Source organism: Nocardia sp. AB354 (genome assembly GCF_049538315.1).
GTDB lineage: Bacteria > Actinomycetota > Actinomycetes > Mycobacteriales > Mycobacteriaceae > Nocardia > Nocardia nova.
In genome coordinates, this window is sequence record NZ_JBMVFU010000008.1 from 80744 (window position 1) to 102558 (window position 21815).

A 21815-nucleotide genomic window follows, 5' to 3' on the forward strand; every position below is an offset into this window, starting at 1 on the left:
GGCGGCTGTCGCCGAGGACGCGTTTCGGGCTGCGCGCCTCGTACTTCCGAACTCTAACAGTACGCTTGTCCTATGAAGCATGCGGGGCACGTACGGCGCGGCGTGCCGCCATCCATGATCCCCCCGTCGCGTACTGTGCTCGAAGGCCCCGTCGGAGTCGCCGCCTCCGGTGTGCCGGCCAGGTGTGTGTTGATCTCGTGAATGTGTTGGACGTCCGTCGCTGGAGTCGGCGGCTCGACAAGACCGGATGGAAGATGACCGTCTCGTATGCCTCGGTTTTCACCCCTATGGCCGCGGAGCTACCGCCGGATACCGACGTCGACGCCATCGTGCTGGATCTGGCCGACAACCACGTAGCCGCGCCGCCCGCCAAGGATCAGGACAAGCTCGCCGAGATCGCGGATCAGGCCCGTGCGCACGGCATCGAGTTGAACATCGTGGTCGTGAAGGGAAATCCGGGCCGCGATTCGGATCTGCGCGACCTGGCGACCACCCTCGGCAAGAGTGAGCACGGCACTGTCGTGGTGTTCAGCGACGACTGGATCGGCACCTACAGCGATTCCATCAACCGCGCGCGGCTGGAGTGGGCCGAGGACAAGGCCAAATATCAGGGCGGGCACACCGCGACCGCCGCGCAGATCTTCGTCGACCGGCTGGAGACGCCGGAGAAGGTGTCGTGGACGGCGATCACGGGTGTTCTGCTGGCGGGCACCGTGCTGATCATCGGTGGCCTGTACTACCTGAAGTCCCGCCGCGCGGCGCGCGAGCGGGCCGCGGTGGCGGCCGACACCGCGCCGAATCCGCCCGTGTCGTCGCGGTAGGCGTTCCGGCGGCCATCGGCGTGTCGCGAACCGATGCCGGATGATCGCCGGAAACTAGCCACCACCTCGGCGTCATGCCCGATTCGAGGGATACGTCTCGATTCGCGGGACGAAACTGAACGACCGGTTTGATTCGTCCCCGGAACCCCTATTCACGGTTAGCAAATTTTCAGCAAACCGGAAATTACTCCCCTGTGATTTGTCGTCCGATGTTTCCTCTGTGAAAGAAGTGTCGTACGGTTTCGAGGTGACACTCTTGGGGAAGAAGTGTCACATGGGCCTCCAGCGTCCCTCGAGGGCAGATGGACCGTTGGTGCTCGTGCGGCGACGCCTCGATCGGTCGCCCAGCGCAGTCCTGGCGAATCTGGTGCTCGCCGGGAGCCGCAGCGGGATCAGGGAGGTGTTATGCGAATATCGGCGAGGCGGTCCGGGGGTGCCGCAAAGGTCGCTGTGGGGTTGCTCTTATGTGGGATTGCTCTGACGGTGACCGCTCCGCTGGTGGCCGCGGTGCCCCCGCCACCTCCGAATCCGAGTGACGGCGATATCGCCGCGGCGGGCGCGCAGGTCGATGCGGGAGTGAATCAGGTCAGCGGTCTGATCAATCAGGTCGCCACCGCCGACCAGCAGCTCGCCCAGCTCGACACCGAGGTCGCCGGCAAGCGGGAAGCCGTGAACAAGGCGCTGGTCGATCTCCAGAACGCCCGCGACGCCGCCGACGCGGCCGCGGCCACGGTCGCCGCCACCCAGCGCGACCTGCAGTCCGCCGGAGTTCAGCTCGATCAGGCTCAGGGCAAGTTCGACGAATTCGCCGTCGACGCCTACACCCACCCGGGTTCGACGTCGATGGTGAACTATCTCGCCGGCTCCGATCCGGCCTCCGCGCTCGACCGCGCCGATCTGCTCGGCATGGCGTCGAAGAATCAGCAGGCCGCCATCGACGGCCTGCGCCGCGCACAGGTCGAACAGGCCAACAAGGATTCCGCGGCCCGTCAGGCCAAGAAGGCCGCCGACACGGCCGCGGCAGCGGCCGATCAGAAGCGCGAGCAGGCCCAAGCCGCGGTCGCCGCCGCCAAGGCCGCTCTCGACGAGCAGGCGCAGAAGCGCGATGCCCTGATGGCCCAGCGCGATTCGGCCCAGCAGCAGCTCGACCAGGCCCGGGCCACCGTGACCGGACTGCAGGGCCAGCGCGACGCCTACCTGGCCTGGGATCGTCAGCGCCGGGCCGAGGTCGCCGCCGCCCAGGCCGCCGCGACCGCTGCCGCCGCACGCGCCGCCGCCGATCAGGCCGCCCAGGACCGCGCGGCCGAACTCGGCGCGGGCAAGCGGCCGCACACCCAGCTGGACAACGCGCCGCCGCCGCGCCGATCGATGTCGACCCCCAGCCGGCCCAGCGGCAGCCGCTCCGAACTGATCGAGACGGTCGTCGACCGTGCGATGTCGCAGCTCGGCGTGACCTATGCCTGGGGCGGTGGCGACGAGGACGGCCCCACCAAGGGCATCCACGACGGCGGTGTGGCCGATTCCTACGGCGACTACAACAAGGTGGGCTTCGACTGCTCCGGCCTGATGATCTACGCCTTCGCCGGTGTCGGCATCTCCCTGCCGCATTACAGCGGCTACCAGTACACGATGGGCACCCGGGTCAAGGTCGCCCAGCGCGAGCGCGGGGACATGCTGTTCTGGGGCGCCAACGGCAGTGAGCACGTCGCGCTGTACCTGGGCGACGGCAAAATGATCGAGGCGCCCGAATCCGGTGACGTCGTGAAGATTTCGCCGGTGCGCGAGGGCGGCATCATGCCGTACGCCGTTCGCCTGATCACCTGACGCACCTCCGAATGATCTTGGCTACCATGCGAATCGGCACACATTGTGCCGGTCCGTTCGGCACGAGCCGAGAGTTCGGCAGTAGTTGGGGTATTGATGAGGCAGATCCTGTTCTCGGCGGCGATCGCACTCGCGGTCTCGATCACCGTGACGCCGTTGCTGATCAGGTTGTTCGCACGCCGGAATCTCGGCCAGCAGATCCGCGTCGAGGGACCGCAGAGTCATCAGGCCAAACGTGGCACTCCCACCATGGGTGGCATCGCCATCGTGGCCGGGCTGTGGGCCGGATATCTGGGCTCGCACCTGATCGGCCTGCGCTACGACGCCGACGGGCCCTCGGCCTCCGGGCTGCTGGTGCTCGGCCTGGCCAGCGCGCTGGGGTTCGTCGGGTTCCTCGACGATTTCATCAAGATCCGCAAGCACCGCAATCTGGGCCTGACCGCGACGGGCAAGTACATCGGCCAGATCGGCGCTGCCGTGGTGTTCGGAATCCTCGCACTGCGCTTTCCCGGCAGCACCGGGCTCACCCCGGCCGGCCGGCAGGTGTCCTACGTGCGGGACTGGCCCACGGTGGCCTTTCCGCTGGTGGTCTTCCTGCTGGCGGTGTGCTTCGTGGTCGTCGCCTGGTCCAACGCGGTGAACATCACCGACGGGCTGGACGGGCTGGCCGCGGGATCGATGGGTTTCGCGCTCGGGGCCTACGTCATCGTGACGTTCTGGCAGTACACCAATTCCTGTGCCGCCCACGCGCTTCCGGGCTGCTACAGCGTGCGTGACCCGCTGGATCTGGCCGTGGTCTGCGCGGCCGGTGGCGCGGCCTGCATCGGATTCCTGTGGTGGAATGCCAATCCGGCCAAGATCTTCATGGGCGATACCGGGTCGCTGGCCCTGGGCGGGCTGCTGGCCGGAATCTCGATCACCACCCGCACCGAATTGCTGATGGTGGTCGTGGGCGCGTTGTTCTTCGCCGAAATTCTGTCCGTGGCGTTGCAGATCGCGGTTTTCCGCACCACTCGCAACCGGTTGTTCAAGATGGCGCCGTTCCACCACCATTTCGAACTCGGCGGCTGGCCCGAAACCACGGTGATCATCAGATTCTGGCTGCTCGCGGGCATCGCGGCGGCGGTCGGGCTGGCCCTGTTCTACGCCGAATATCTGGCCGCGGTGGGCTGAAACCGCCGCGGCGACCGGCTGCGACACGGCAATTCGGAATCGGCGCATTCCGGACACCGTCGAGCGCCTTCCGATCCGCCCGGGAGGCCTGGCCCGCGACATTGTGCGAGCCCAGTTGCGGCAATCTTGCTCGATACCTGGAATAGTTGGGGCGGCACGCATGGAGACCGAAGCGAAAGCGGGGAGTTTGGTGACTTCGACGGACGATGTGAGCGCTGGGAGTGCGGTGAAGCAGGCGGAGGCCGCCTCGGGCACTTTGGAGCGTGACGTCGCGACCCTGGAGAAGGCGATCTACGAAGTCAAACGGGTCATCGTCGGTCAGGACCGGTTGGTCGAGCGGCTGCTCGTCGGCGTTCTGGCTCGCGGGCACGTGCTGCTCGAGGGTGTGCCCGGCATCGCCAAGACGCTGGCGGTGGAGACCTTCGCGAGGGTGGTCGGCGGCAGCTTCTCGCGCGTGCAGTTCACCCCCGACCTGGTGCCCACCGATCTCATCGGTACCCGCATCTACCGGCAGGGACGCGAGGAGTTCGACACCGAACTGGGTCCGGTCGTCGCCAACTTCGTCCTCGCCGACGAGATCAACCGCGCGCCCGCGAAGGTGCAGTCGGCACTGCTCGAGGTCATGGCCGAACGGCACGTGTCGATCGGCGGCAAGACCTACCCGATGCCCGATCCGTTCCTGGTCATGGCGACCCAGAACCCGATCGAGAGCGAGGGTGTGTACCCGCTGCCCGAGGCGCAGCGCGACCGCTTCCTGTTCAAGGTCGTCGTCGACTATCCGACGGTCGAAGAGGAGCGCGAGATCATCTACCGGATGGGTGTGACCCCGCCGGAGCCCAAGCAGATCCTGGAGCCGGCCGAACTGATCCGGCTGCAGAAGCTGGCCGCGAACACCTTCGTCCACCACGCCCTGGTCGACTACGTCGTGCGCGTCATCGCCGCGACCCGCAAACCGGCCGAATTCGGGCTCGAGGACGTCGCGGGCTGGATCGCCTACGGTGCCTCGCCGCGTGCCAGCCTCGGCATCATCGCCGCCGCCCGCGCGGTCGCGCTGATCCGCGGCCGCGATTACGTGGTGCCGCAGGATGTGGTCGAGGTCGTTCCGGATGTGCTGCGCCACCGCCTCGTGCTGTCCTACGACGCGCTCGCCGACGAGGTCAGCCCCGACGATGTGATCCGCCGGGTGCTGCAGACCGTCGGCCTGCCGCAGGTCGCCACCCAGGCCAACGCACCCGCCCCCGGCGGCCCGGCGCCGATGCCGGCCCCGGGCCCGCAGGCTGCCGCGCCGCAGCCCATGGCCCCGCATCCGGCCGGTCAGCCGCAGAACGGTCAGGGCGCCGGGCAGCCGCAGCGCCAGTGAGCGGGGCATCGGATTCGGTTGCGTCAGTGACGAACTCAGCTCACGTCCCCGCTCACCACGACAGCGCGCCGCCGTCGTTCCGGTCCGGAGATCTGCGTGATCCGCGATTGTCGGCGGCGTTGAAAACCCTCGAGCTGACGGTGCGCCGCCGCCTCGACGGCGTCCTGCACGGCGATCATCTCGGCCTGATCCCCGGCCCCGGGTCCGAGCCCGGGGACGCGCGGATGTATCAGCCGGGTGACGATGTGCGCCAGATGGATTGGTCGGTCACCGCGCGCACCACCCATCCGCACGTGCGGCAGATGATCGCCGACCGGGAGCTCGAGACCTGGCTGGTGGTCGACCTGTCGGCCAGTCTGGACTTCGGCACCGCGCTGTGCCAGAAGCGTGATCTGGTGGTCGCGGCGGCCGCCGCGGTGACGCATCTGACCAGTGGCGGCGGTAACCGGATCGGCGCGGTCGTCGCCAACGGCGAACGGCTGTACCGGATTCCGGCCCGCACCGGCCGGGTGCACGCCCAGTCGCTGCTGCGCAGCATCGCCACCACCCCCCATGCGAGCGACGGCGTGCGCGGCGATCTGCGCGGCGCCATCGAGTCGCTGCGCCGGCCGCAGCGCAAACGCGGTCTGGCCGTTGTCATTTCGGACTTCCTCGGCGAGATCGACTGGCAGCGTTCGCTGCGCGCGATCTCCGGCCGTCACGATCTGCTCGGTGTGGAGATCCTGGATCCGCTGGATCTGGACCTTCCCGACGTCGGTGACGTGGTGCTCCACGATCCCGAAACCGGCCGCACCCGCGAATTCACCGTCACTCCCACCCTGCGCGCCGATTTCGGACGTGCTGCCCAGCAGCATCGCGAACAGGTCGAGGCGGCGCTGCGCAGCTGCGGCGCGCCGGTGATGACGCTGCGCACCGATCGTGACTGGATCGCCGACGTGGTCCGTTTCGTGTCCACTCGGCGCCACACCTTCGGCGCCCCGACCGGGCGGGTTCCCCGACAGTGAGTATTTCGCATTTCACGTCCGCGATCTGGCTGGCGTTCCTCATCGTCGTCGTCGCGATCGCGCTGCTCTACGTGCTCGTCCAGCGGCGTCGCAAACGGCACATGCTGCGGTTCTCCAATATGGAGACCCTCGAACGCGTGGCGCCCAAGCGCCCCAGTAACTGGCGGCATGCGCCGGTGGCGCTGATGCTGGTGGGCCTGGCCCTGCTGACGGTCGCCGCGGCGGGTCCGCAGGCGGCCAAGAAGGTGCCGCGCAACCGGGCCACGGTCATGCTGGTGATCGACGTGTCGCTGTCGATGGAGGCCACCGATGTGCCGCCGTCGCGGATCCAGGTCGCGAAGAAGGCCGCGACCGATTTCGTGGACGGTCTCACGCCGGGCATCAACCTGGGCTTGGTGACCTTCGCCGGTACCGCGTCGGTTCAGGTCTCCCCGACGACCAACCGGGAGGCAATGAAGGCGGCGATCAACAATATGAAGCTCGCCGAACGGACCGCCACCGGTGAGGGCATCTTCAGCGCCCTGCAGGCCATCGATACGCTCGCCTCGGTCCTGGGCGGGGCGCAGACGCCGCCCCCGGCGCGGATCGTGCTGATGTCCGACGGCAAGCAGACCGTGCCCGACGACAAGGACGTCGACAATCCCCGCCACGGCTTCGTCGCGGCGCGGGTCGCCAAGCAGAAGGGCGTCCCGGTCTCGACCATCTCCTTCGGCACCACGTGGGGTTCGGTCGAGATCCCGGATCAGGACGGCAAGGGCTCCCAGCGCGTCCGGGTACCGGTCGACGACGACTCCTTGCGCGAGATCGCCAAGATCTCCGGCGGAGACTTCTACACCGCCTCCACGCTGGAAGAACTCAGCGCCGTCTACGACACCCTGGACAAGCAGATCGGCTACGAGATGCAGATGGGTGATGCCAGCCGGCCGTGGTTGCTGCTGGGTCTGCTGCTGACCGCTGCGGGTGTGGTGAGCGGTTTGGTCTATCGTCAACGCCTGCCATAAACGGGTACCGCGCAACCCGGCCACGACAGTCGAACTCGAACAGATAGGTTGACATTCATGTCGAACTTCACTTCCCGATCGGTCCTGGTGACCGGTGGCAACCGCGGTATCGGTCTCGCGGTGGCCCAGCGGCTGGCCGCCGAGGGGCACAAGGTTGCCGTCACCCATCGTGGATCGGGCGCGCCGGAAGGTCTTCTGGGCGTGAAATGCGATGTGACGGACTCGGATTCGATCGATTCGGCCTTCAGCGAGATCGAGGCCAAGCAGGGCGCGGTCGAGGTGCTGGTGGCCAACGCCGGCATCGTCGACAACACCCTGCTCATGCGGATGAGCGAGGAGCAGTTCACCCGGGTCATCGACGCCAACCTGACCGGCGCGTGGCGCTGCGCCAAGCGCGCCAACCGGGCGATGCTGCGGGCCCGCTTCGGCCGCATCATCTTCCTGGGCTCGGTCGTGGGCCAGACGGGCGTTCCCGGCCAGGTGAACTACGCGGCGGCCAAGGCCGGTCTGGTCGGCATGGCGCGCGCGATCACCCGTGAGATCGGCTCACGCAACATCACCGCCAACGTGGTGGCGCCCGGCCTGATCGACACCGACATGACCCGCCAGGACATGACAGAGGACATGCGGGAGATGGCGCTGAAGGCCATTCCCGCGGGCCGCATCGGCCAGCCCGAAGAAGTCGCGGCGGCGATCAGTTTCCTGGCCTCCGACGACGCGTCCTACATCAGCGGTGCGATCCTGCCGGTCGACGGCGGCATGGGCATGGGCCACTGAGCCAGCGGCCCCGAGCCTGTCGACTTCCCATCCGAGTTTCCCCGAGGAGAATTCACCACCCATGAGCGGAATCCTGGACGGTAAAACCGTCCTGATCACCGGCATCATCACCGATTCGTCGATCGCCTTCCACGCCGCCAAGGTGGCTCAGGAGCAGGGCGCGAAGGTGATCATCACCGGTATCCCCGAGCGGCTGCGCCTGATCGACCGCATCGCCAAGCGCCTGCCCCAGGAAATCGCGCCCGCGATCGGCCTCGACGTCACCAACGAGGAGGACCTGGCCGGTCTCGCCGACAAGGTGCGCGAACTCGCGCCCGAAGGCATCGACGGCGTGCTGCACTCCATCGCCTTCGCCCCGCGCACCCTGATGGGCCCCGACGCGCTGCCGTTCCTCGACGGCCCGGGCGCCGACGCCGCCAAGGCGTTCGAGATCTCCGCGTGGAGCTACGCCTCGCTGGCGCGCGCGGTGCTGCCCGCGATGAACGAGGGCGGCTCGATCGTGGGCATGGACTTCGACCCGCGCACCGCGATGCCGTTCTACAACTGGATGGGTGTGGCGAAGGCCGCGCTGGAGTCGGTGAACCGCTACGTGGCGCGAGAGGTGGGCGAGGCCAAGCGGGTTCGCTCCAACCTGGTCGCCGCGGGCCCGATCAAAACCCTCGCCGCCAAGGCGATCGCCGGCACCGCCACCGACGATGCCAAGCAGCTGAACATGCTCAACACCTACTGGGACGGCGCCTCGCCGATCGGCTGGGACGTCGACGACCCGACCGTGGTCGCCAAGTCGATCGTCACCCTGCTCTCGGACTGGCTGCCCGGCACCACCGGTTCGATCATCTACGTCGACGGCGGCGCCAGCCACAACACCTGGTTCCCGGAGAACTGGTCGGCCAACTGAGAGCCTGGAGGTAATCAGCCGTGACCGGGACCGTCGACGCACTGCTCCTGCTGTCCTTCGGCGGTCCCGAACGCCCCGAGGACGTGATGCCGTTCCTGGAGAACGTCACTCGGGGCAGGGGCGTACCGAGGGAACGCCTCGACGAGGTGGCCCAGCACTATCTGCACTTCGGTGGCGTCTCGCCGATCAACGCGCTCAACCGCGAGCTGATCGCCGCGATCGAGGCCGAATTCGCCGCACGGGCAGTGGATCTGCCGGTGTACTTCGGTAACCGCAACTGGTATCCGATGGTCGAGGAGACCGTCGCCACCATGCGCGCCGACGGCATCGGCCACGCCCTGGTGTTCCCGACCTCGGCGTGGGGCGGCTACTCCGGTTGCCGCCAGTACGACGAGGACATCGAGCGTGCCCGCGCGGCCGTCGACGGGGCGCCGGAACTGACCAAGCTGCGGCAGTACTTCGATCATCCGCTGCTGATCGACTCCTTCGCCGACGCCGTGCGCGCGGCGGTGGCGGACCTGCCGGCCGAAGTGCGCGATCGGGCCCGGCTGGTGTTCACCGCCCATTCGATCCCGGTCGCCGCCGACGTCGCGGCCGGACCGCCCGCCGACGGTGGTCACCTCTACAGCCGCCAGGTCGCCGAGGCGGCCCGATTGTGCGCCGCGGCAACGGGTTTCGACGACTTCGACGTGGTGTGGCAGTCGCGGTCCGGACCGCCGCAGGTGCCGTGGCTGGAGCCCGATATCGTCGATCATCTGGAAGCGCTGTCCGGCAAGGGTGTCGAGGCCGTCGTGGTGTGCCCGGTCGGATTCGTCTCCGATCACCTCGAGGTCGTCTGGGACCTGGACAACGAGGCCGCCGAGAAGGCCGCCGAACTCGGTATGGCTTTCGCCCGCGCCGCCACCCCCGGCCCGGATCCGCGCTTCGCCCGGATGGTCGCCGAACTGGTCGGCGAACATCTCGACGGGAACGAACCACGGCGCCTGGGCGCGGTGCCCGGGTACGGTTGCACCCGTAACGGGGCGATCTGCGCACCCGGATGCTGTGAACCCGTGCGTCGCCGAAAGTAACCGCCGCCGAGCGGGTATGCCCTCGGTATGAACGTGCGAAAGGTGGCGGTGGGGCGATGACGCGGTTCTTCCTCTTCGGTCTGCTCACGGTGGCGGTGGTCGTCCTGGGCGTGATCGCGGCGATCGGTTCGTGGGCCTGGTGGATACTCGCCGTCGCAGCGGGATCGCTCGTTCTGGTCGGCGCCTACGATCTGGCGCAGCGCCGGCATTCGATCCTGCGCAACTATCCCTTGCTGGGGCATATGCGCTACCTGCTCGAAAGTATCCGGCCCGAACTGCAGCAGTACTTCATCGAGCGGAATTTCGACGGCCGCCCCTTCGACCGCGACGTGCGGACGATGATCTACGAGCGCGCCAAGGGAATTCACGGCGAACTGTCCTACGGCACCGAGCGCGATATCGAAGCGGTCGGATACGAATTCCTCGTCCATTCGGTGGCCGCGCTTCCCGAGCCGGAGCAGGCCCCGCGCGTGCTGATCGGCGGCCCGGACTGCCGGCAACCCTATGCCATGTCGCTGCTGAACGTCTCGGCGATGAGTTTCGGCGCACTGTCGGGGAATGCGCTGCGCGCGTTGAATATCGGCGCCGCCCGCGGCGGTTTCGCCCACGACACCGGTGAGGGCGGGCTGACTCCGTTCCATCTGGAGGGCGGTGCGGATCTGGTGTGGGAGATCGGATCGGCGTACTTCGGCACCCGCACCCGCGACGGTCGCTTCGATCCGGACCAGTTCGCCGAGAAGGCCGGCTACGAACAGGTGAAGGCGATCTCGGTGAAATTGAGCCAGGGCGCGAAACCCGGACTCGGCGGGGTCCTGCCGGCCGCGAAGGTGAGCGAGGAGATCGCCCGCTATCGCGGGGTGCCGGCACACGAGAAATGTGTCAGCCCGCCTTCGCATTCGGAATTCCACACCCCGCGCGAATTGATTCGCTTCCTGGTCCGCCTGCGTGAACTGTCCGGCGGCAAGCCCGTCGGGTTCAAGCTGTGCGTGGGTTCGCGCACGGATGTCCTCGCGATCTGCAAGGCGATGATCGCCGAGGGCACCGCACCCGATTTCATCGTCGTCGACGGCGCCGAAGGCGGTACGGCGGCCGCGCCGCTGGAATACGAGGACCATGTCGGCCTGCCGCTGACCGACGGTCTGATGACCGTGCACAACGCACTCGTCGGAACCGGTCTGCGGGACCGGATCCGGCTGGGCGCCAGCGGAAAGGTGGCCACCGGCACCGATATCGTCAAGCGATTGGTGCAGGGCGCGGACTTCACCAATGCCGCGCGGGCGATGATGATGGCGGTCGGATGCATCCAGTCCCAGCGCTGCCACACCAATCAGTGCCCGGTCGGCGTCGCGACCCAGGATCCGCGGCGAGCGCGTGCCCTCGACGTCGCCGACAAGGCCGAGCGGGTGCAGCGGTATCAGGAGGCCACGGTGCGCCAGGCGATGCAGATGATGGCCTCGATGGGTGTGCACGACCCCGCCGAACTGGATACCCATATGCTGCGGAAGAAGGTGGCGCCCAACGAGATCCGGTCGTACGCCGAACTGTACGAATGGCTGGCGCCCGGGGAGCTGCTCGTCCATCCGCCGGCGAGCTGGCGCGCCGATTGGGAGGCCGCCGACCCGGATTCGTTCCGTCCGGTCGCGCCGGCCCAGCCGGTCCGGGCGCGGTGATCAGAAGTCGAGGGCGGGCACCCGCGCGTACACACCGGGAAATCCGGGTTCGGCCGAACCCTTACCCCACGAGGTGACGCCGGCGACCTTGCCGTCGATCAACAGTGGTCCGCCGCTGTCGAATTCAGCGGTGTCGGCGGCGGGGGAGCCCGCGCACAGCGCCTCGCCCGGATCGAATTCGGCGCCGTAGGCGACCGCGCAGGCCGCATCGGACACCAGCGGCACCGTCGCCGCTCGCAGCACGGTGTTGGACTGGTCGTCCTCGGAGGTGGCGCCCCAGCCGACCACCGTTGCCGTAGCTCCCTGTGGCGCCGCGACGGCCACGGTCGGCAGGGCGACCGGTGCGCTGAGCACCAGGACGGCGACACCGTGGTGATAGCTCAGATCCGTGCCGAACAGCGAGACCCGGAAAGCCGGGTCGATCCGGACATCGGCGATTCCGACGGTGACCCCGCCGTGCCCGGCGACATCGGTGCGGCCGAAGGTCACCGTCGTCCCGGGCAGCATGTGGGCCAGGGCGCCGCAGTGCGCGGCGGTGAGTACCCGGTCCGGGGCGATCAGGGCGCCGGCGCAGAACTGACCGCCCGGCCTCGTCGCATAGGCGGGCGTGCCGATGGCCGCGAGCCACGGATAGTCGGCGGCGCTGACCGGGACACCGCCGACCACGGCCTGCGCCGCTGTCGTCGGCACCAGAGCGCAGGCGAGCGCGGCGGCGACGGCGCCCGCCGCCCGGCGCGGGGAAATCTTCATGACCACCTCGATGCTGTATGACCTGCCCGCCGAAAGTTCTACCGTACGACCATGACGACGTGGAGCGAATTCGCCGAGGGGGAGACGGTGGTGCGCAAGCTCTGAGCTCGTCTGGCCGGTCGCCGACGTTTCGCGCGGTAACTGGCCTGCGATCAGCTAATTCACCGCTATTGTGCGGAGGTGGACATCGCGCTGGAGTGGGACCAGCATCCGGGAACGGGTTTGCGGCTGGCCGCCGAACTGGCGGGCCGCACCGGGTTGCCCCTGCTCGAAGATATGTCCGTCGCCGACGGCACCGCCGATCTGCTGGGCGTGATCGCGGCCCGCGGTGGCGGTGAGCTGCTGGGCTGGGCGGAATTGCGCGATGCCGGGCTGGGCGAGGCGTGGGTGCAGGCGGTGTCGGCGCAGCGCCTCGTGCATTCGCTGCATCTGGGCCGCGCCGACGAGTCCGAACCGCAGGCGGCGGAAACCGAGATGGTCTGCCGCTTGACCGCCGAGGCCGTGCGCCGGGCCACCGCCGCCGGATACCGGGTGTTGCGCTGGCAGGGCACCGATATCGGGCCCTCGGGCCGGGCGGCCGTCGAACTGGGAGCGCGGCGGGTCGACGAATACGCGCGGCTGTGGGAGCTGGATCTCACCCGGCCGCCCGCACCGGACACCACCGCGCCCCTGCGGCGGCTGGTGCACACCCTCGCCGAATCGGCCGACCCGCCGGGCCGGGTGCTGCTCACGACCGTGCTCTCGGCCTGCTCGGCGACGGAACCGATCACCACGATCACGACCTTCGCCGGTGGCGCCGAGGCCTACATCAGCGCCGAGGAGGGGTTCGCCCACCGCGAGGCCGACGCCGATCTGCTGACCACGGCGTTCGGTGCGGTCGTGGCCGAATTGCGCGCCGTCATGCCCGATGTCACCGTGCTGCGGGTGTTCGAATTCGACGACGAGGCGCTGCGCGCGGCCCTGGTCCGGATCGGCATGCGAGTCTGCGGGCGCTACAACGACTACGAACTGAACCTGCCCGGGCCGCGCACCGGCGAGGCCGCGACCTAACGCGGGCCGGCCGCCGCGTTCACCGCGGCCAGACGGGCCGCGCGCAGGGCGCTCCACAGCGGTCGCAGCAGTGTCTCCTGGGCCTGTACAGCGCTCGCCGAACTGGGAGAGGACGGGGCCGTCTGCTGGGCCACGGTGAGGATCGCGGCCACATGGTCGGCCGAATCGAGGATGCGGCGAGCCCGCAGCGGCGCCGAGTCGGGGTAGATGTGGCGCGAGCAGGCGGCCAATTCGGCCTCGATCAATTCGCGCGGATCGTCGTCGCCGCCGATCGCGGTGGTGTGCAACCGCATCAGGGCTTCCGCGGCCTCGCGCACCGCCTCGCGCATCGCGTATTCGGCCTCGCCGAGCGCCATATCCGGTGCCGGGACCGGAACCGGGGTGTGGAAGACCGTCCACTGCAGCGATTCCTCGTCGGTCCACTGCGGCACCAGCGCCACACCCTCGCCGCCGGGTACGCCGGCGATCACGCCCTCCTCGGCATCCATTGCCGCCGTGGCGAATTCGGTGCCCGCCGGCAATCCGCGCGCATCGCCCGGCACGGGCAGCACCAGCCGCATCCGGGCCCCCGGCTCGGCCATCGCCTCGCGAATGACCTTGAGCAGGACCATGATTCCGGTGCCGGCCTCCAACGGCTCGGCCGAGGGCCACGGCAGTCCCGTCCGTCCGCCGGTCAGCGGGTCACCGGCGGCGACACTGTGCTGCGGAGACCAGGCGCGCAACGCGTCCAGCACGTCGTCGGGCGCGCTGCGGCCCGCCAGCCACGAGCCCGCCCACACCGTCAGCGTGGCACTGGGAGAACACATGGTTCGAGGATAGTGGTGCCGCGGCAATCCCGTGGGCACTGGTGCAGCTATCGTGCGCGCCGGGGTTGCCGCGGCGGGCAGCCTCAATCCCGCGAAAAGGCAGCGGCGGCAGCCATTTCGAGGTCGAGATACGGCTTACCACTCACATCCTCGACGACCTGGTGCATGACTCCGCCGGTGAACGGGAAGGGCGCGTGGTAGCGCGGCGATACCGACTGGCCGCCGTCGCGACCGACCCGGACGCCCTCGCCGACGCCGGAGAACACGGTCGGCTGGGTCCGCATATCGTCGAGCGAACCCACCGGGTTCTCGTCGATGTAGAGGACCGCCTCCCCGGTCGGGGTGAAATTGTCCGGCCGCGTGCCCTTCCGTTCGTAGCGCATACCCAGGATGTGGTCACCGAGCGGCACCGGGCGGTCGGAGACCATCACCTGTTCCTCCTCGCCGAGGAAGTTGTAGACGTAGTACAGATGTCCGTCCTGCAGGAACAGCGTGTGACCGCCGAGGCGCCCGCCGTGGGCGAACAGCACGCCCTCGGCGCCGGGACTGGTGATGGTCGTCTCGGCGAGCAAGGCGAAGGACCGGCCGCGAATCTCCAGCGCGGCCCCCGGCCCCACCTCGGCGATGCCGGGATAGTAGACGGCGGTGTCCCGGGTCTTGGCGTACGTCGGCCGGTCGCGCAGCATCACCGACACGATGTCGAGATCGTAGAGCGGCAGACCGTTGTACTTCTCGGCCTCGGCGAACCACAGCGCCTTCAATTCCTCCAGCTTATCGGGATGCGTGCCGGCCAGATCGTGCATCTGGCTGCGGTCCTCTTCGATATGGAACAGCTCCCACCGGTCGCTGTCGAAATGCCCCCAGCCCGAGGGGCACGCCGCGTGCACCGCGTCGGCGAACCATCCCCGGTGCCAGATGCCGCGGGTGCCGAGCATCGAATAGAACTGGGTGTGCTTGCCGGAGTCGGCGTTCGGATCGTCGAGCAGGGCCCGGAAGCTGACCCCTTCCAGCGGGCGCTGCGCCACGTTCTTCACCGTGTCCGGGGGTGTGATGCCGAGCAGGTCGTAGACCGTCGGGGTGATATCGCAGACGTTGAGGTAGTGGTGGCGCAGTTCGCCGCGGGCGGCGATTCCGGCCGGCCAGGAGAGCAGACAGGCGTCGGCGATGCCGCCCTCGTGAGAGGCGTACCGTTTGTACAGCTTGTACGGGGTGTTGAAGGCCATCGCCCACCCGATGCTGTAGTGGTTGTAGGTGGTCGGCGACCCCAACTCGTCGAGTTTGGCCAGGCTGTCCTCGATCGTGTCGACATAGCCGTTGAAGAATTTCATCTCGTTGGCCGACCCGTTCGGACCGCCCTCACCGCTGGCCCCGTTGTCGGAGAAGGCGACGATGATCGTGTTGTCCAGCTGCCCGCTCTCCTCGAGATAGTCGAGAAGCCGCCCGATCTGGGCATCGGTGTAGGACAGGAAGCCGGCGAATACCTCCGCCTGGCGACGGAACAGTCGTTTCTCGTCCTCCGACAGCGAATCCCATGCGCGCACCGTGTCCTGCAGCGGCCAGGGCTCGCCGTTGCTCCCGGTGGCGTCCGCGTACGGGTTCATCGGAGACAGTTCGGTGTCCTCCGGGATCAATCCCATGCGCTTCTGGTTGTCCAGCACGATCTCGCGGTACTTCTCGTATCCCATGTCGAATCGGCCGCGGTACTTGTCGGCCCATTCCCGCGGCACATGATGGGGCGCGTGACCGCACCCGGGACACAGGTACATGAACCACGGTTTGTCCGGTGCGATGACCTTGGTGTCGCGAATGAACTCGATCGACTTGTCGGCCAGATCTTTCGACAGGTGATATCCGTCCTCCGGCGAGTACGGCGGCGTGACCGGGTGATTGTCGTAGACCAGGTTGGGATACCACTGGTCGGCCTCGCCGCCGAGGAATCCGTAGAACCGCTCGAATCCGCGCCCCAGCGGCCAATGACGTTTCGACGCCGCCAGGTTGTTTTCCTCGAGCGGAGTCATATGCCATTTGCCGACGGCGTAGGTATTCCAACCGCGCTCGGTGAGGACCTCCGAACACAGGGCGGTGTCGTCGGGAATCCGGCCGCTCATACTCGGAAAACCGTCGGTGAACTCCTCGATGGTCGCCATTCCGACGGATGTCGGATTCCTACCTGTGAGCAGCGAAGCGCGCGTCGGGGAACACAGCGCGGTCGTGTGGAACTGGGTGAATTGGATTCCGTGGTCGGCGATTCGCTGCATATTCGGCATCTCGACCAGCCCGCCGTAGCAGTCCCAGGTGGCGATTCCGATGTCGTCCCACACCAGATACAGCACATTGGGCGCGCCGCGGGGTGCGGTCGGTTCCGCGAACGGCTTCCAGTCGGCGACGGAATCACGAATGTCGAGCGCGATATGTCCTTCGAATTTCTCGGCCACCATCCACCTCCGGACGGAGAGTCATCGGATCACTGTCGATCCGGTCCGGGGCCGCCCCCGCACGTGTCCATCCGTGGGTCGTCGGGGCGCGGCCTCGATGCCTGCTGGATACTCTCGAACTCGTACGAACGGCCGAGAGTCGATAGGGACTGCCGTGCGACGGCCACTCGTCCGGTTCGCGAAAGGCGTCCGGATATGGCTGGTCACACCCTGTGCGCCCATAAATGGTACCGGGCGGAGGGGTGCCGGAGGTGGGTAAAAGAAGAAAGAGGCGGCACGGACACCGGCCGCCCCGATCAGGCTTGGTGGACGGTCCGGCCGCGCCCGAACATCCTGCCCAGACCCCGCTTGGGTGCGGCGGGCTGCGTGCCACCGACCGGCTGGGAGGCGGTGTGCGGTGCGTCCGCGGTAGGGGCGGGGCCGTAGTAGATGGGAGCGTCGCGGCGGGTGCCGTCGAGTTCCCGGCGGGCGGCGCTCGCACGGCGCGCGTTGCGGCGGGTGCCTGCCAGCAGCAGGCTCAGCCCCGCCATGCCGACCGCGCCGACGATGATGCCGTAGAGGAACAGCGTCCCGGTGGAGCCGGTGAAGTGATAGCCGAAGGCCGTGAAATTGCCGTTCACCGCATGGCTTGCGCCGGTGTTGACGACCACGCCGACGACGCCGGCCACCACTGCGGCGATGAGAATGACGAGCCCGAGAATGACGATCATGGCGATTCCTTTCCTGCGATCGGAATGCCGCGCGGGATTCGCCCCAAACCTCCGCGAGATTCCGGATATCACCGGTGGCCGGATCGTCGGCGGTGCGGCGGACGCGGCTATTGCCGGTAGGTGGAGAGGAACCGGCCGATCCGCTCGATGATGGCCTCCAGTTCGTCGGCGTGCGGCAGGGTGGTGATCCGGAAATGGTCGGGAGTGGGCCAGTTGAAGCCGGTGCCCTGCACGATGTGCAGCTTTTCCTGCAGCAAGAGATCGAGCACGAATTGTTCGTCGTCGTGAATGGCGTAGACGCGCGAATCGATGCGCGGGAACGCGTACAGGGCGCCCTTGGGTTTCACGCAGGTGATGCCCGGGATGGCGGTGAGCGCCTCCCAGGCGCGGTCGCGCTGTTCGCGCAGGCGCCCGCCCGGCAGCGTCAGGTCGTGAATGCTCTGGTGCCCGCCGAGTGCGGCCTGAATCGCTTGCTGCGCAGGGACATTCGCGCACAGCCGCAGCCCCGCGAGCATGGTGAGGCCCTCGAGGTAGTTCTCCGCGTGGCCGGTGGGCCCGGAGACGACGAGCCAGCCGCCGCGCAGGCCCGCGCAGCGATAGGCCTTGGACAGGCCCGAGAAGGTCAGGCACAGCAGGTCGGGCGCCAGCGCGGCGATCGAGGTGTGGGTGAGGCCGTCGTAGTAGATCTTGTCGTAGATCTCGTCGGCGAAGACCACCAGATTGTGGCGGCGGGCGATGTCGAGGATCTCTCGCAGCACCTCGGGCGGGTAGACGGCGCCGGTGGGATTGTTCGGGTTGATGAGCACGAGGGCGCGGGTGCTGTCGGTGATCTTGGCCGAGATGTCGGACGCATCCGGATACCAGTCGGCGCCCTCGTCGCAGATGTAGTGCACCGGCCGGCCGCCGTTGAGTGTCGTCGCCGCCGTCCACAGCGGGAAATCCGGTGCGGGAACGAGCACTTCGTCACCGTTTTCCAGAAGCGCCGTGAGCGCCATCATGATCAGCTCGGAGACACCGTTACCGAGAAAGACGTCCTCGACGTCGAGGTCGGGGACGCCGAGGGTCTGGTAGTACTGCACCACCGCGCGCCGCGCGGGCAACAGGCCTTTCGAGGACGAGTAGCCGGTCGAGGCGGGCAGGGTGCGGACGATGTCCTGCAGGATCTCCGCGGGCGCCTCGAAGCCGAACGGCAACGGGTTGCCGGTGTTGAGTTTGACGACGTGATGGCCCTCGGCTTCCAGTCGCGCGGCCTGCTCGGCGACCGGGCCGCGAATCTCGTACGAGACTCCCATCAGTTTGCTGGACTGGTTGACCTGCATGAACATCCCCTTCCGGCGTGTAGGCCGCCTACTGTACTTGGTTATTCCAAGTTTTCGCTTGGAATTTCCAAGTGTTGAGATAGGCTGAGGATGTGCCACGCCGAACCTATGACCACTACTGCCCGGTCAGCCGCGCGCTCGAAGTCGTCGGGGACCGCTGGAATCTGCTGGTGGTTCGCGAATTGTGCTCGGGGCCACGGCGATACAGCGATCTGTTCGCCGACCTTCCGGGCATCAGTACCGATATTCTGGCGGCCCGGCTGAAGGATCTGGAACGCGACGGCATACTCACCCATCGCAAGGTGGGGTCGCGATCGGCGGCTGCTGTCTACGAGCTCACACCCGCCGGCGCGGCGCTGCGGCCTGTGCTGCAAGCGCTGTCGGAATGGGGGGCGCCGCTGCTGGGGGAGCGGCGTGCCACCGACGCGGTGCGCGCGCACTGGTTCGCGCTGCCGCTGGGACGCGCGGTCGCCGAGGTCGTGCCCGCCGGCACGGTCACGGTTCATATCGGCGACACGGCACTGCACTACGTCATCGGCGCCGCCGGCATCAGCCATCACGAGGGCCCCGCACCCGCCGCCGACCACGAATTCCGGCTGGATATGGCGGAGGCGACCGAGATCGCCACCGGCGCACGATGTTTCGCCGACGTCGTGAGGGAGCCGGGGCGCGGGGCGCGCTCGTAAGGCCGGGTCTCTGCCTACCGCTCGAGTTCGGCGGTGACGAGGGCTTGCACGGCCTTCTTGTCGACCTTGCCCAGCCCCGTCAACGGCAGCGCTTCGACCACGATGACGTGTTTGGGAGCTTGTACTGAGCCCTTGCGGCGCTTGACATCCTGCTGGATGTCGTCGATCGCCGCGGCCACCGCCTCGGAATCGGCGGCGGTGGCCGGGTCGAAGACGACCGCGGCCGTCACGGCCTCGCCCCAGCGGGGATCGGCGACGCCGACGACGGCTACGCCCTGAACGCGGGCGTCGGCGGCGATGACGTCCTCCACCTCTCGGGGAAAGACGTTGAAACCGCCGGTGACGATCATGTCCTTGCTGCGGCCGACGATATGCCAGAAGCCGTCGGGATCCTCGCGAGCCAGATCCCCGGTGTGCAGCCAGCCGTCGCGGAAGGTTTCCGCGGTGACGTCCGGGAGATTCAGGTACCCGCCGGCCAACAGTGGCCCGGAGACACAGATCTCGCCGACCTCGCCCGGGGCCACGCGCTGTCCGTCCGTGCCGATCAGCCCGGTGCGCAGCGCCGCCGAGGGGCGGCCGCAGGAGCTGAGCCGAGCCTCGTCGTGCTCGTCCTTGGCCAGATAGCTGATCACCATCGGCGCTTCGGACTGGCCGTAGTACTGGGCGAAGATGGGGCCGAATCGCGCGATGGCCTGCGTCAAGCGTTTCGGATCGATCGAGGAGGCGCCGTAGTAGATCGTCTCCAGCGAGGACAGATCGCGCGAGTCGATATCGGGATGATCGAGCAGTGCGTACAGCATCGACGGCACCAGCATGGTCGCCGAGATGCGGTGTTCCTCGATGGCGCGCAGCACCTCACCCGCGTCGAATCGCGGAAGAACCACGCATTGCCCGCCTTGCAGCACCACCGGCAGGAAGAACGCGGCGCCCGCGTGCGACAGCGGCGTGCAGATCAGGAATCGCGGGCGCTTCGGCCATTCCCATTCCGAGAGCTGGATCTGGGTCATGGTCGCCATGGTCCCGGCGGTGCCGATGACGCCCTTGGGCTTGCCGGTGGTGCCGCCGGTGTAGCTGATCGAGACGACGAAATCCGGTGGGATGTCGACCGCTTCGATCGGTTCCGGAGTGTATTGCGCTGCGGCGGAGATCAAGTCGACGCCGACGTCGGCCAGTTCCTCCGGTACCGGGCCGAGGACGAGGATGCGCTTCAGTTCGGGCACTCGGTCGGCCAGTTCGCGGGCGCGCCGGACGAACGCCGGCTGCGGATCGATGACGAGATTCGTGATCCCGGCGTCGGTCAGCACGTGCACATGGTCGTCGAGCCCGCCCATCGGATGCAGTGCGGTGCGACGATGTCCGGCGATCTGGCCGGCGCCCAGGATGAACAGCACCTCGGGACGGTTGAGAGCGAGCAGCGCGCTCGGGGTGCCCAGCCCGACCTCGTGGGCGGCGAACGCGGCGATGTAGCGGCTGATGGCGTCGATGACGTCGGCGCCGGTGAGGACGGTGTCGCCGAGTGTCATGACCGGGTCGCGCCGATGACGCCGCAGTCCGGCGAGCAGGGCGTGCCCGTTGTGGGTCGGCAGCCGCAGCAGGGTCGCGGGATCGATTGTGCTGGTGTGTGTTTCGGGCATCTGTGCTCCTGGTGGTGATGTCGTCCGGGGTCAGGAGGTCTTGTGCGGCACCGCGGTCACCAGACCGCCGTCGACGACGAACTCCGAGCCCGTCGCGTACGAGGATTCGTCACTCGCGAGGAACAGCACGAAGGTCGCCACCTCCTCGGGCTGTGCCGGGCGGCCCAGCGGAATCGTCACCAGATCGTCGGGGATGGCGGCGGTCATGGGTGTGCGGATCAGCCCGGGGTGCAGCGAATTCACGCGAATGTTGTGCGGCGCCAACTCCAGTGCGGCCGACTTGGCCAGGCCGCGCACACCCCACTTGGAGGCGACATAGCCGTGTGCCCACGGCGCGCCGCGCAGTCCTTCGATCGAGGAGACGTTGACGATGGATCCGCCGCCGGCGGCGATCATCGGATCGACCACGGCCTGCATGCCGAGAAACGTTCCGGTCAGGTTCACATCGAGGATGCGGCGCCACTGTTCCAGTTCGAATTTGCGCAGCGAGTTGCCGTTGACGATGCCCGCGTTGTTGACCAGCACGTCGAGCTTGCCGAATTCGCCGACCGCCGTGGACACCGCCGTCGCCCAGTTCTCGGGTTCGGTCACGTCGAGGTGCACGAAACGCGCGGCATCGCCGAGTTCGCCGGCCAGAGCGGCGCCTTCGTCGTCGAGAATGTCCCCGATCACGACCTTCGCGCCTTCGGCAACGAGCAGTCGCGCATGGGCCGCACCCATACCTCGCGAGCCCCCGCTGATGAGTGCAATTTTGCCGTCTACACGTCCCATGCCGGTGACGCTACCATGCAAACTGGAACATGTTCTAGACACTGTTCCAGGGCTCT

19 protein-coding genes are annotated in these 21815 nt (G+C 67.9%); 12 read left to right on the forward strand and 7 right to left on the reverse strand.

Annotated elements, in window-relative coordinates; all coding sequences use genetic code 11:
* The first annotated feature begins 197 nt into the window (after positions 1-197).
* The 10 genes from ACPCUW_RS13745 to ACPCUW_RS13790 all read left to right on the forward strand — a co-directional run bounded on the left by ACPCUW_RS13745 (position 198) and on the right by ACPCUW_RS13790 (position 11598).
* Entirely contained in the window at positions 198-821 is a 624-nt protein-coding gene (locus tag ACPCUW_RS13745; RefSeq protein ID WP_423425146.1) for a DUF6676 family protein, read from the forward strand.
* A gap of 405 nt (positions 822-1226) precedes the next feature.
* Complete coding sequence (locus ACPCUW_RS13750; RefSeq protein WP_423425147.1) at positions 1227-2645, forward strand: NlpC/P60 family protein; 1419 nt, start codon at positions 1227-1229, stop codon at positions 2643-2645.
* Between the two features lie 96 nt (positions 2646-2741).
* On the forward strand, positions 2742-3818 hold the full coding sequence (gene mraY / locus ACPCUW_RS13755) for a phospho-N-acetylmuramoyl-pentapeptide-transferase (protein ID WP_063019638.1): 1077 nt from the start codon (positions 2742-2744) through the stop codon (positions 3816-3818).
* Positions 3819-4008: 190 nt separating this feature from the next.
* The gene (locus ACPCUW_RS13760) at positions 4009-5178 is read left to right on the forward strand and encodes an AAA family ATPase (RefSeq protein WP_369817546.1); all 1170 of its coding nucleotides are present in this window, start codon (positions 4009-4011) and stop codon (positions 5176-5178) included.
* Between the two features lie 26 nt (positions 5179-5204).
* Positions 5205-6182, forward strand: coding sequence for a DUF58 domain-containing protein (locus ACPCUW_RS13765; protein WP_063015014.1), 978 nt, complete (start codon positions 5205-5207; stop codon positions 6180-6182).
* Positions 6179-7183, forward strand: coding sequence for a VWA domain-containing protein (locus tag ACPCUW_RS13770; protein ID WP_030514530.1), 1005 nt, complete (start codon positions 6179-6181; stop codon positions 7181-7183). Before ACPCUW_RS13765 ends, ACPCUW_RS13770 begins: the two co-directional genes overlap by 4 nt.
* A gap of 57 nt (positions 7184-7240) precedes the next feature.
* Positions 7241-7960 carry a 3-oxoacyl-ACP reductase FabG1 gene (fabG1, locus tag ACPCUW_RS13775; protein WP_423425150.1) on the forward strand — a complete coding sequence of 240 codons (720 nt, stop codon included), beginning with the start codon at positions 7241-7243 and terminating at the stop codon, positions 7958-7960.
* Between the two features lie 61 nt (positions 7961-8021).
* Positions 8022-8858: an NADH-dependent enoyl-ACP reductase InhA gene (gene inhA / locus ACPCUW_RS13780; protein WP_030514528.1), complete on the forward strand. Its 837-nt coding sequence runs from the start codon at positions 8022-8024 to the stop codon at positions 8856-8858.
* Positions 8859-8878: 20 nt separating this feature from the next.
* Entirely contained in the window at positions 8879-9928 is a 1050-nt protein-coding gene (locus ACPCUW_RS13785) for a ferrochelatase (RefSeq protein WP_063015017.1), read from the forward strand.
* 56 nt (positions 9929-9984) lie between these two features.
* The gene (locus ACPCUW_RS13790; protein WP_063015019.1) at positions 9985-11598 is read left to right on the forward strand and encodes an FMN-binding glutamate synthase family protein; all 1614 of its coding nucleotides are present in this window, start codon (positions 9985-9987) and stop codon (positions 11596-11598) included.
* On the opposite strand, the gene ACPCUW_RS13795 is transcribed toward ACPCUW_RS13790, so the two are convergent.
* A complete protein-coding gene (locus tag ACPCUW_RS13795) occupies positions 11599-12348 on the reverse strand; it encodes a S1 family peptidase (RefSeq protein WP_423425151.1) in 750 nt (249 codons plus the stop codon).
* Positions 12349-12528: 180 nt separating this feature from the next.
* On the opposite strand from ACPCUW_RS13795, the gene ACPCUW_RS13800 reads away from it, so the two are divergent.
* Positions 12529-13398 (forward strand): hypothetical protein, encoded by an 870-nt coding sequence (locus tag ACPCUW_RS13800; protein ID WP_423425152.1) that lies wholly within the window; start codon positions 12529-12531, stop codon positions 13396-13398.
* Here the strand turns inward: ACPCUW_RS13800 and ACPCUW_RS13805 are convergent.
* The 4 genes from ACPCUW_RS13805 to ACPCUW_RS13820 all read right to left on the reverse strand — a co-directional run bounded on the left by ACPCUW_RS13805 (position 13395) and on the right by ACPCUW_RS13820 (position 18668).
* A complete protein-coding gene (locus tag ACPCUW_RS13805; protein WP_423425154.1) occupies positions 13395-14204 on the reverse strand; it encodes a hypothetical protein in 810 nt (269 codons plus the stop codon). The two genes, ACPCUW_RS13800 and ACPCUW_RS13805, sit on opposite strands and share 4 nt — an antisense overlap.
* Positions 14205-14287: 83 nt before the next feature.
* The gene (locus tag ACPCUW_RS13810) at positions 14288-16639 is read right to left on the reverse strand and encodes a sulfatase-like hydrolase/transferase (protein ID WP_423425155.1); all 2352 of its coding nucleotides are present in this window, start codon (positions 16637-16639) and stop codon (positions 14288-14290) included.
* A gap of 296 nt (positions 16640-16935) precedes the next feature.
* Entirely contained in the window at positions 16936-17349 is a 414-nt protein-coding gene (locus ACPCUW_RS13815; protein ID WP_051755651.1) for a hypothetical protein, read from the reverse strand.
* A 107-nt stretch (positions 17350-17456) separates the two neighbouring features.
* A complete protein-coding gene (locus ACPCUW_RS13820) occupies positions 17457-18668 on the reverse strand; it encodes a pyridoxal phosphate-dependent aminotransferase (RefSeq protein ID WP_423425157.1) in 1212 nt (403 codons plus the stop codon).
* A 92-nt stretch (positions 18669-18760) separates the two neighbouring features.
* Here ACPCUW_RS13820 and ACPCUW_RS13825 point away from each other — a divergent pair, with 92 nt between their 5' ends.
* Entirely contained in the window at positions 18761-19354 is a 594-nt protein-coding gene (locus tag ACPCUW_RS13825; RefSeq protein WP_396923937.1) for a winged helix-turn-helix transcriptional regulator, read from the forward strand.
* A gap of 14 nt (positions 19355-19368) precedes the next feature.
* On the opposite strand, the gene fadD8 is transcribed toward ACPCUW_RS13825, so the two are convergent.
* Positions 19369-20988 carry a fatty-acid--CoA ligase FadD8 gene (fadD8, locus tag ACPCUW_RS13830; RefSeq protein ID WP_423425160.1) on the reverse strand — a complete coding sequence of 540 codons (1620 nt, stop codon included), beginning with the start codon at positions 20986-20988 and terminating at the stop codon, positions 19369-19371.
* A gap of 30 nt (positions 20989-21018) precedes the next feature.
* Positions 21019-21759 carry a glucose 1-dehydrogenase gene (locus ACPCUW_RS13835; protein WP_064904737.1) on the reverse strand — a complete coding sequence of 247 codons (741 nt, stop codon included), beginning with the start codon at positions 21757-21759 and terminating at the stop codon, positions 21019-21021.
* Positions 21760-21815 lie beyond the last annotated feature (56 nt).

Coding starts and splice junctions, on each gene's coding strand:
- ACPCUW_RS13750 (WP_423425147.1), top strand. CDS start 1,227: ATGCGAATATCGGCGAGGCGGTCCGGGGGTGCCGCAAAGGTCGCTGTG.
- mraY (WP_063019638.1), top strand. CDS start 2,742: ATGAGGCAGATCCTGTTCTCGGCGGCGATCGCACTCGCGGTCTCGATC.
- fabG1 (WP_423425150.1), top strand. CDS start 7,241: ATGTCGAACTTCACTTCCCGATCGGTCCTGGTGACCGGTGGCAACCGC.
- inhA (WP_030514528.1), top strand. CDS start 8,022: ATGAGCGGAATCCTGGACGGTAAAACCGTCCTGATCACCGGCATCATC.
- ACPCUW_RS13790 (WP_063015019.1), top strand. CDS start 9,985: ATGACGCGGTTCTTCCTCTTCGGTCTGCTCACGGTGGCGGTGGTCGTC.
- ACPCUW_RS13795 (WP_423425151.1), bottom strand. CDS start 12,348: ATGAAGATTTCCCCGCGCCGGGCGGCGGGCGCCGTCGCCGCCGCGCTC.
- ACPCUW_RS13805 (WP_423425154.1), bottom strand. CDS start 14,204: ATGTGTTCTCCCAGTGCCACGCTGACGGTGTGGGCGGGCTCGTGGCTG.
- ACPCUW_RS13815 (WP_051755651.1), bottom strand. CDS start 17,349: ATGATCGTCATTCTCGGGCTCGTCATTCTCATCGCCGCAGTGGTGGCC.
- ACPCUW_RS13820 (WP_423425157.1), bottom strand. CDS start 18,668: ATGCAGGTCAACCAGTCCAGCAAACTGATGGGAGTCTCGTACGAGATT.
- fadD8 (WP_423425160.1), bottom strand. CDS start 20,988: ATGCCCGAAACACACACCAGCACAATCGATCCCGCGACCCTGCTGCGG.
- ACPCUW_RS13835 (WP_064904737.1), bottom strand. CDS start 21,759: ATGGGACGTGTAGACGGCAAAATTGCACTCATCAGCGGGGGCTCGCGA.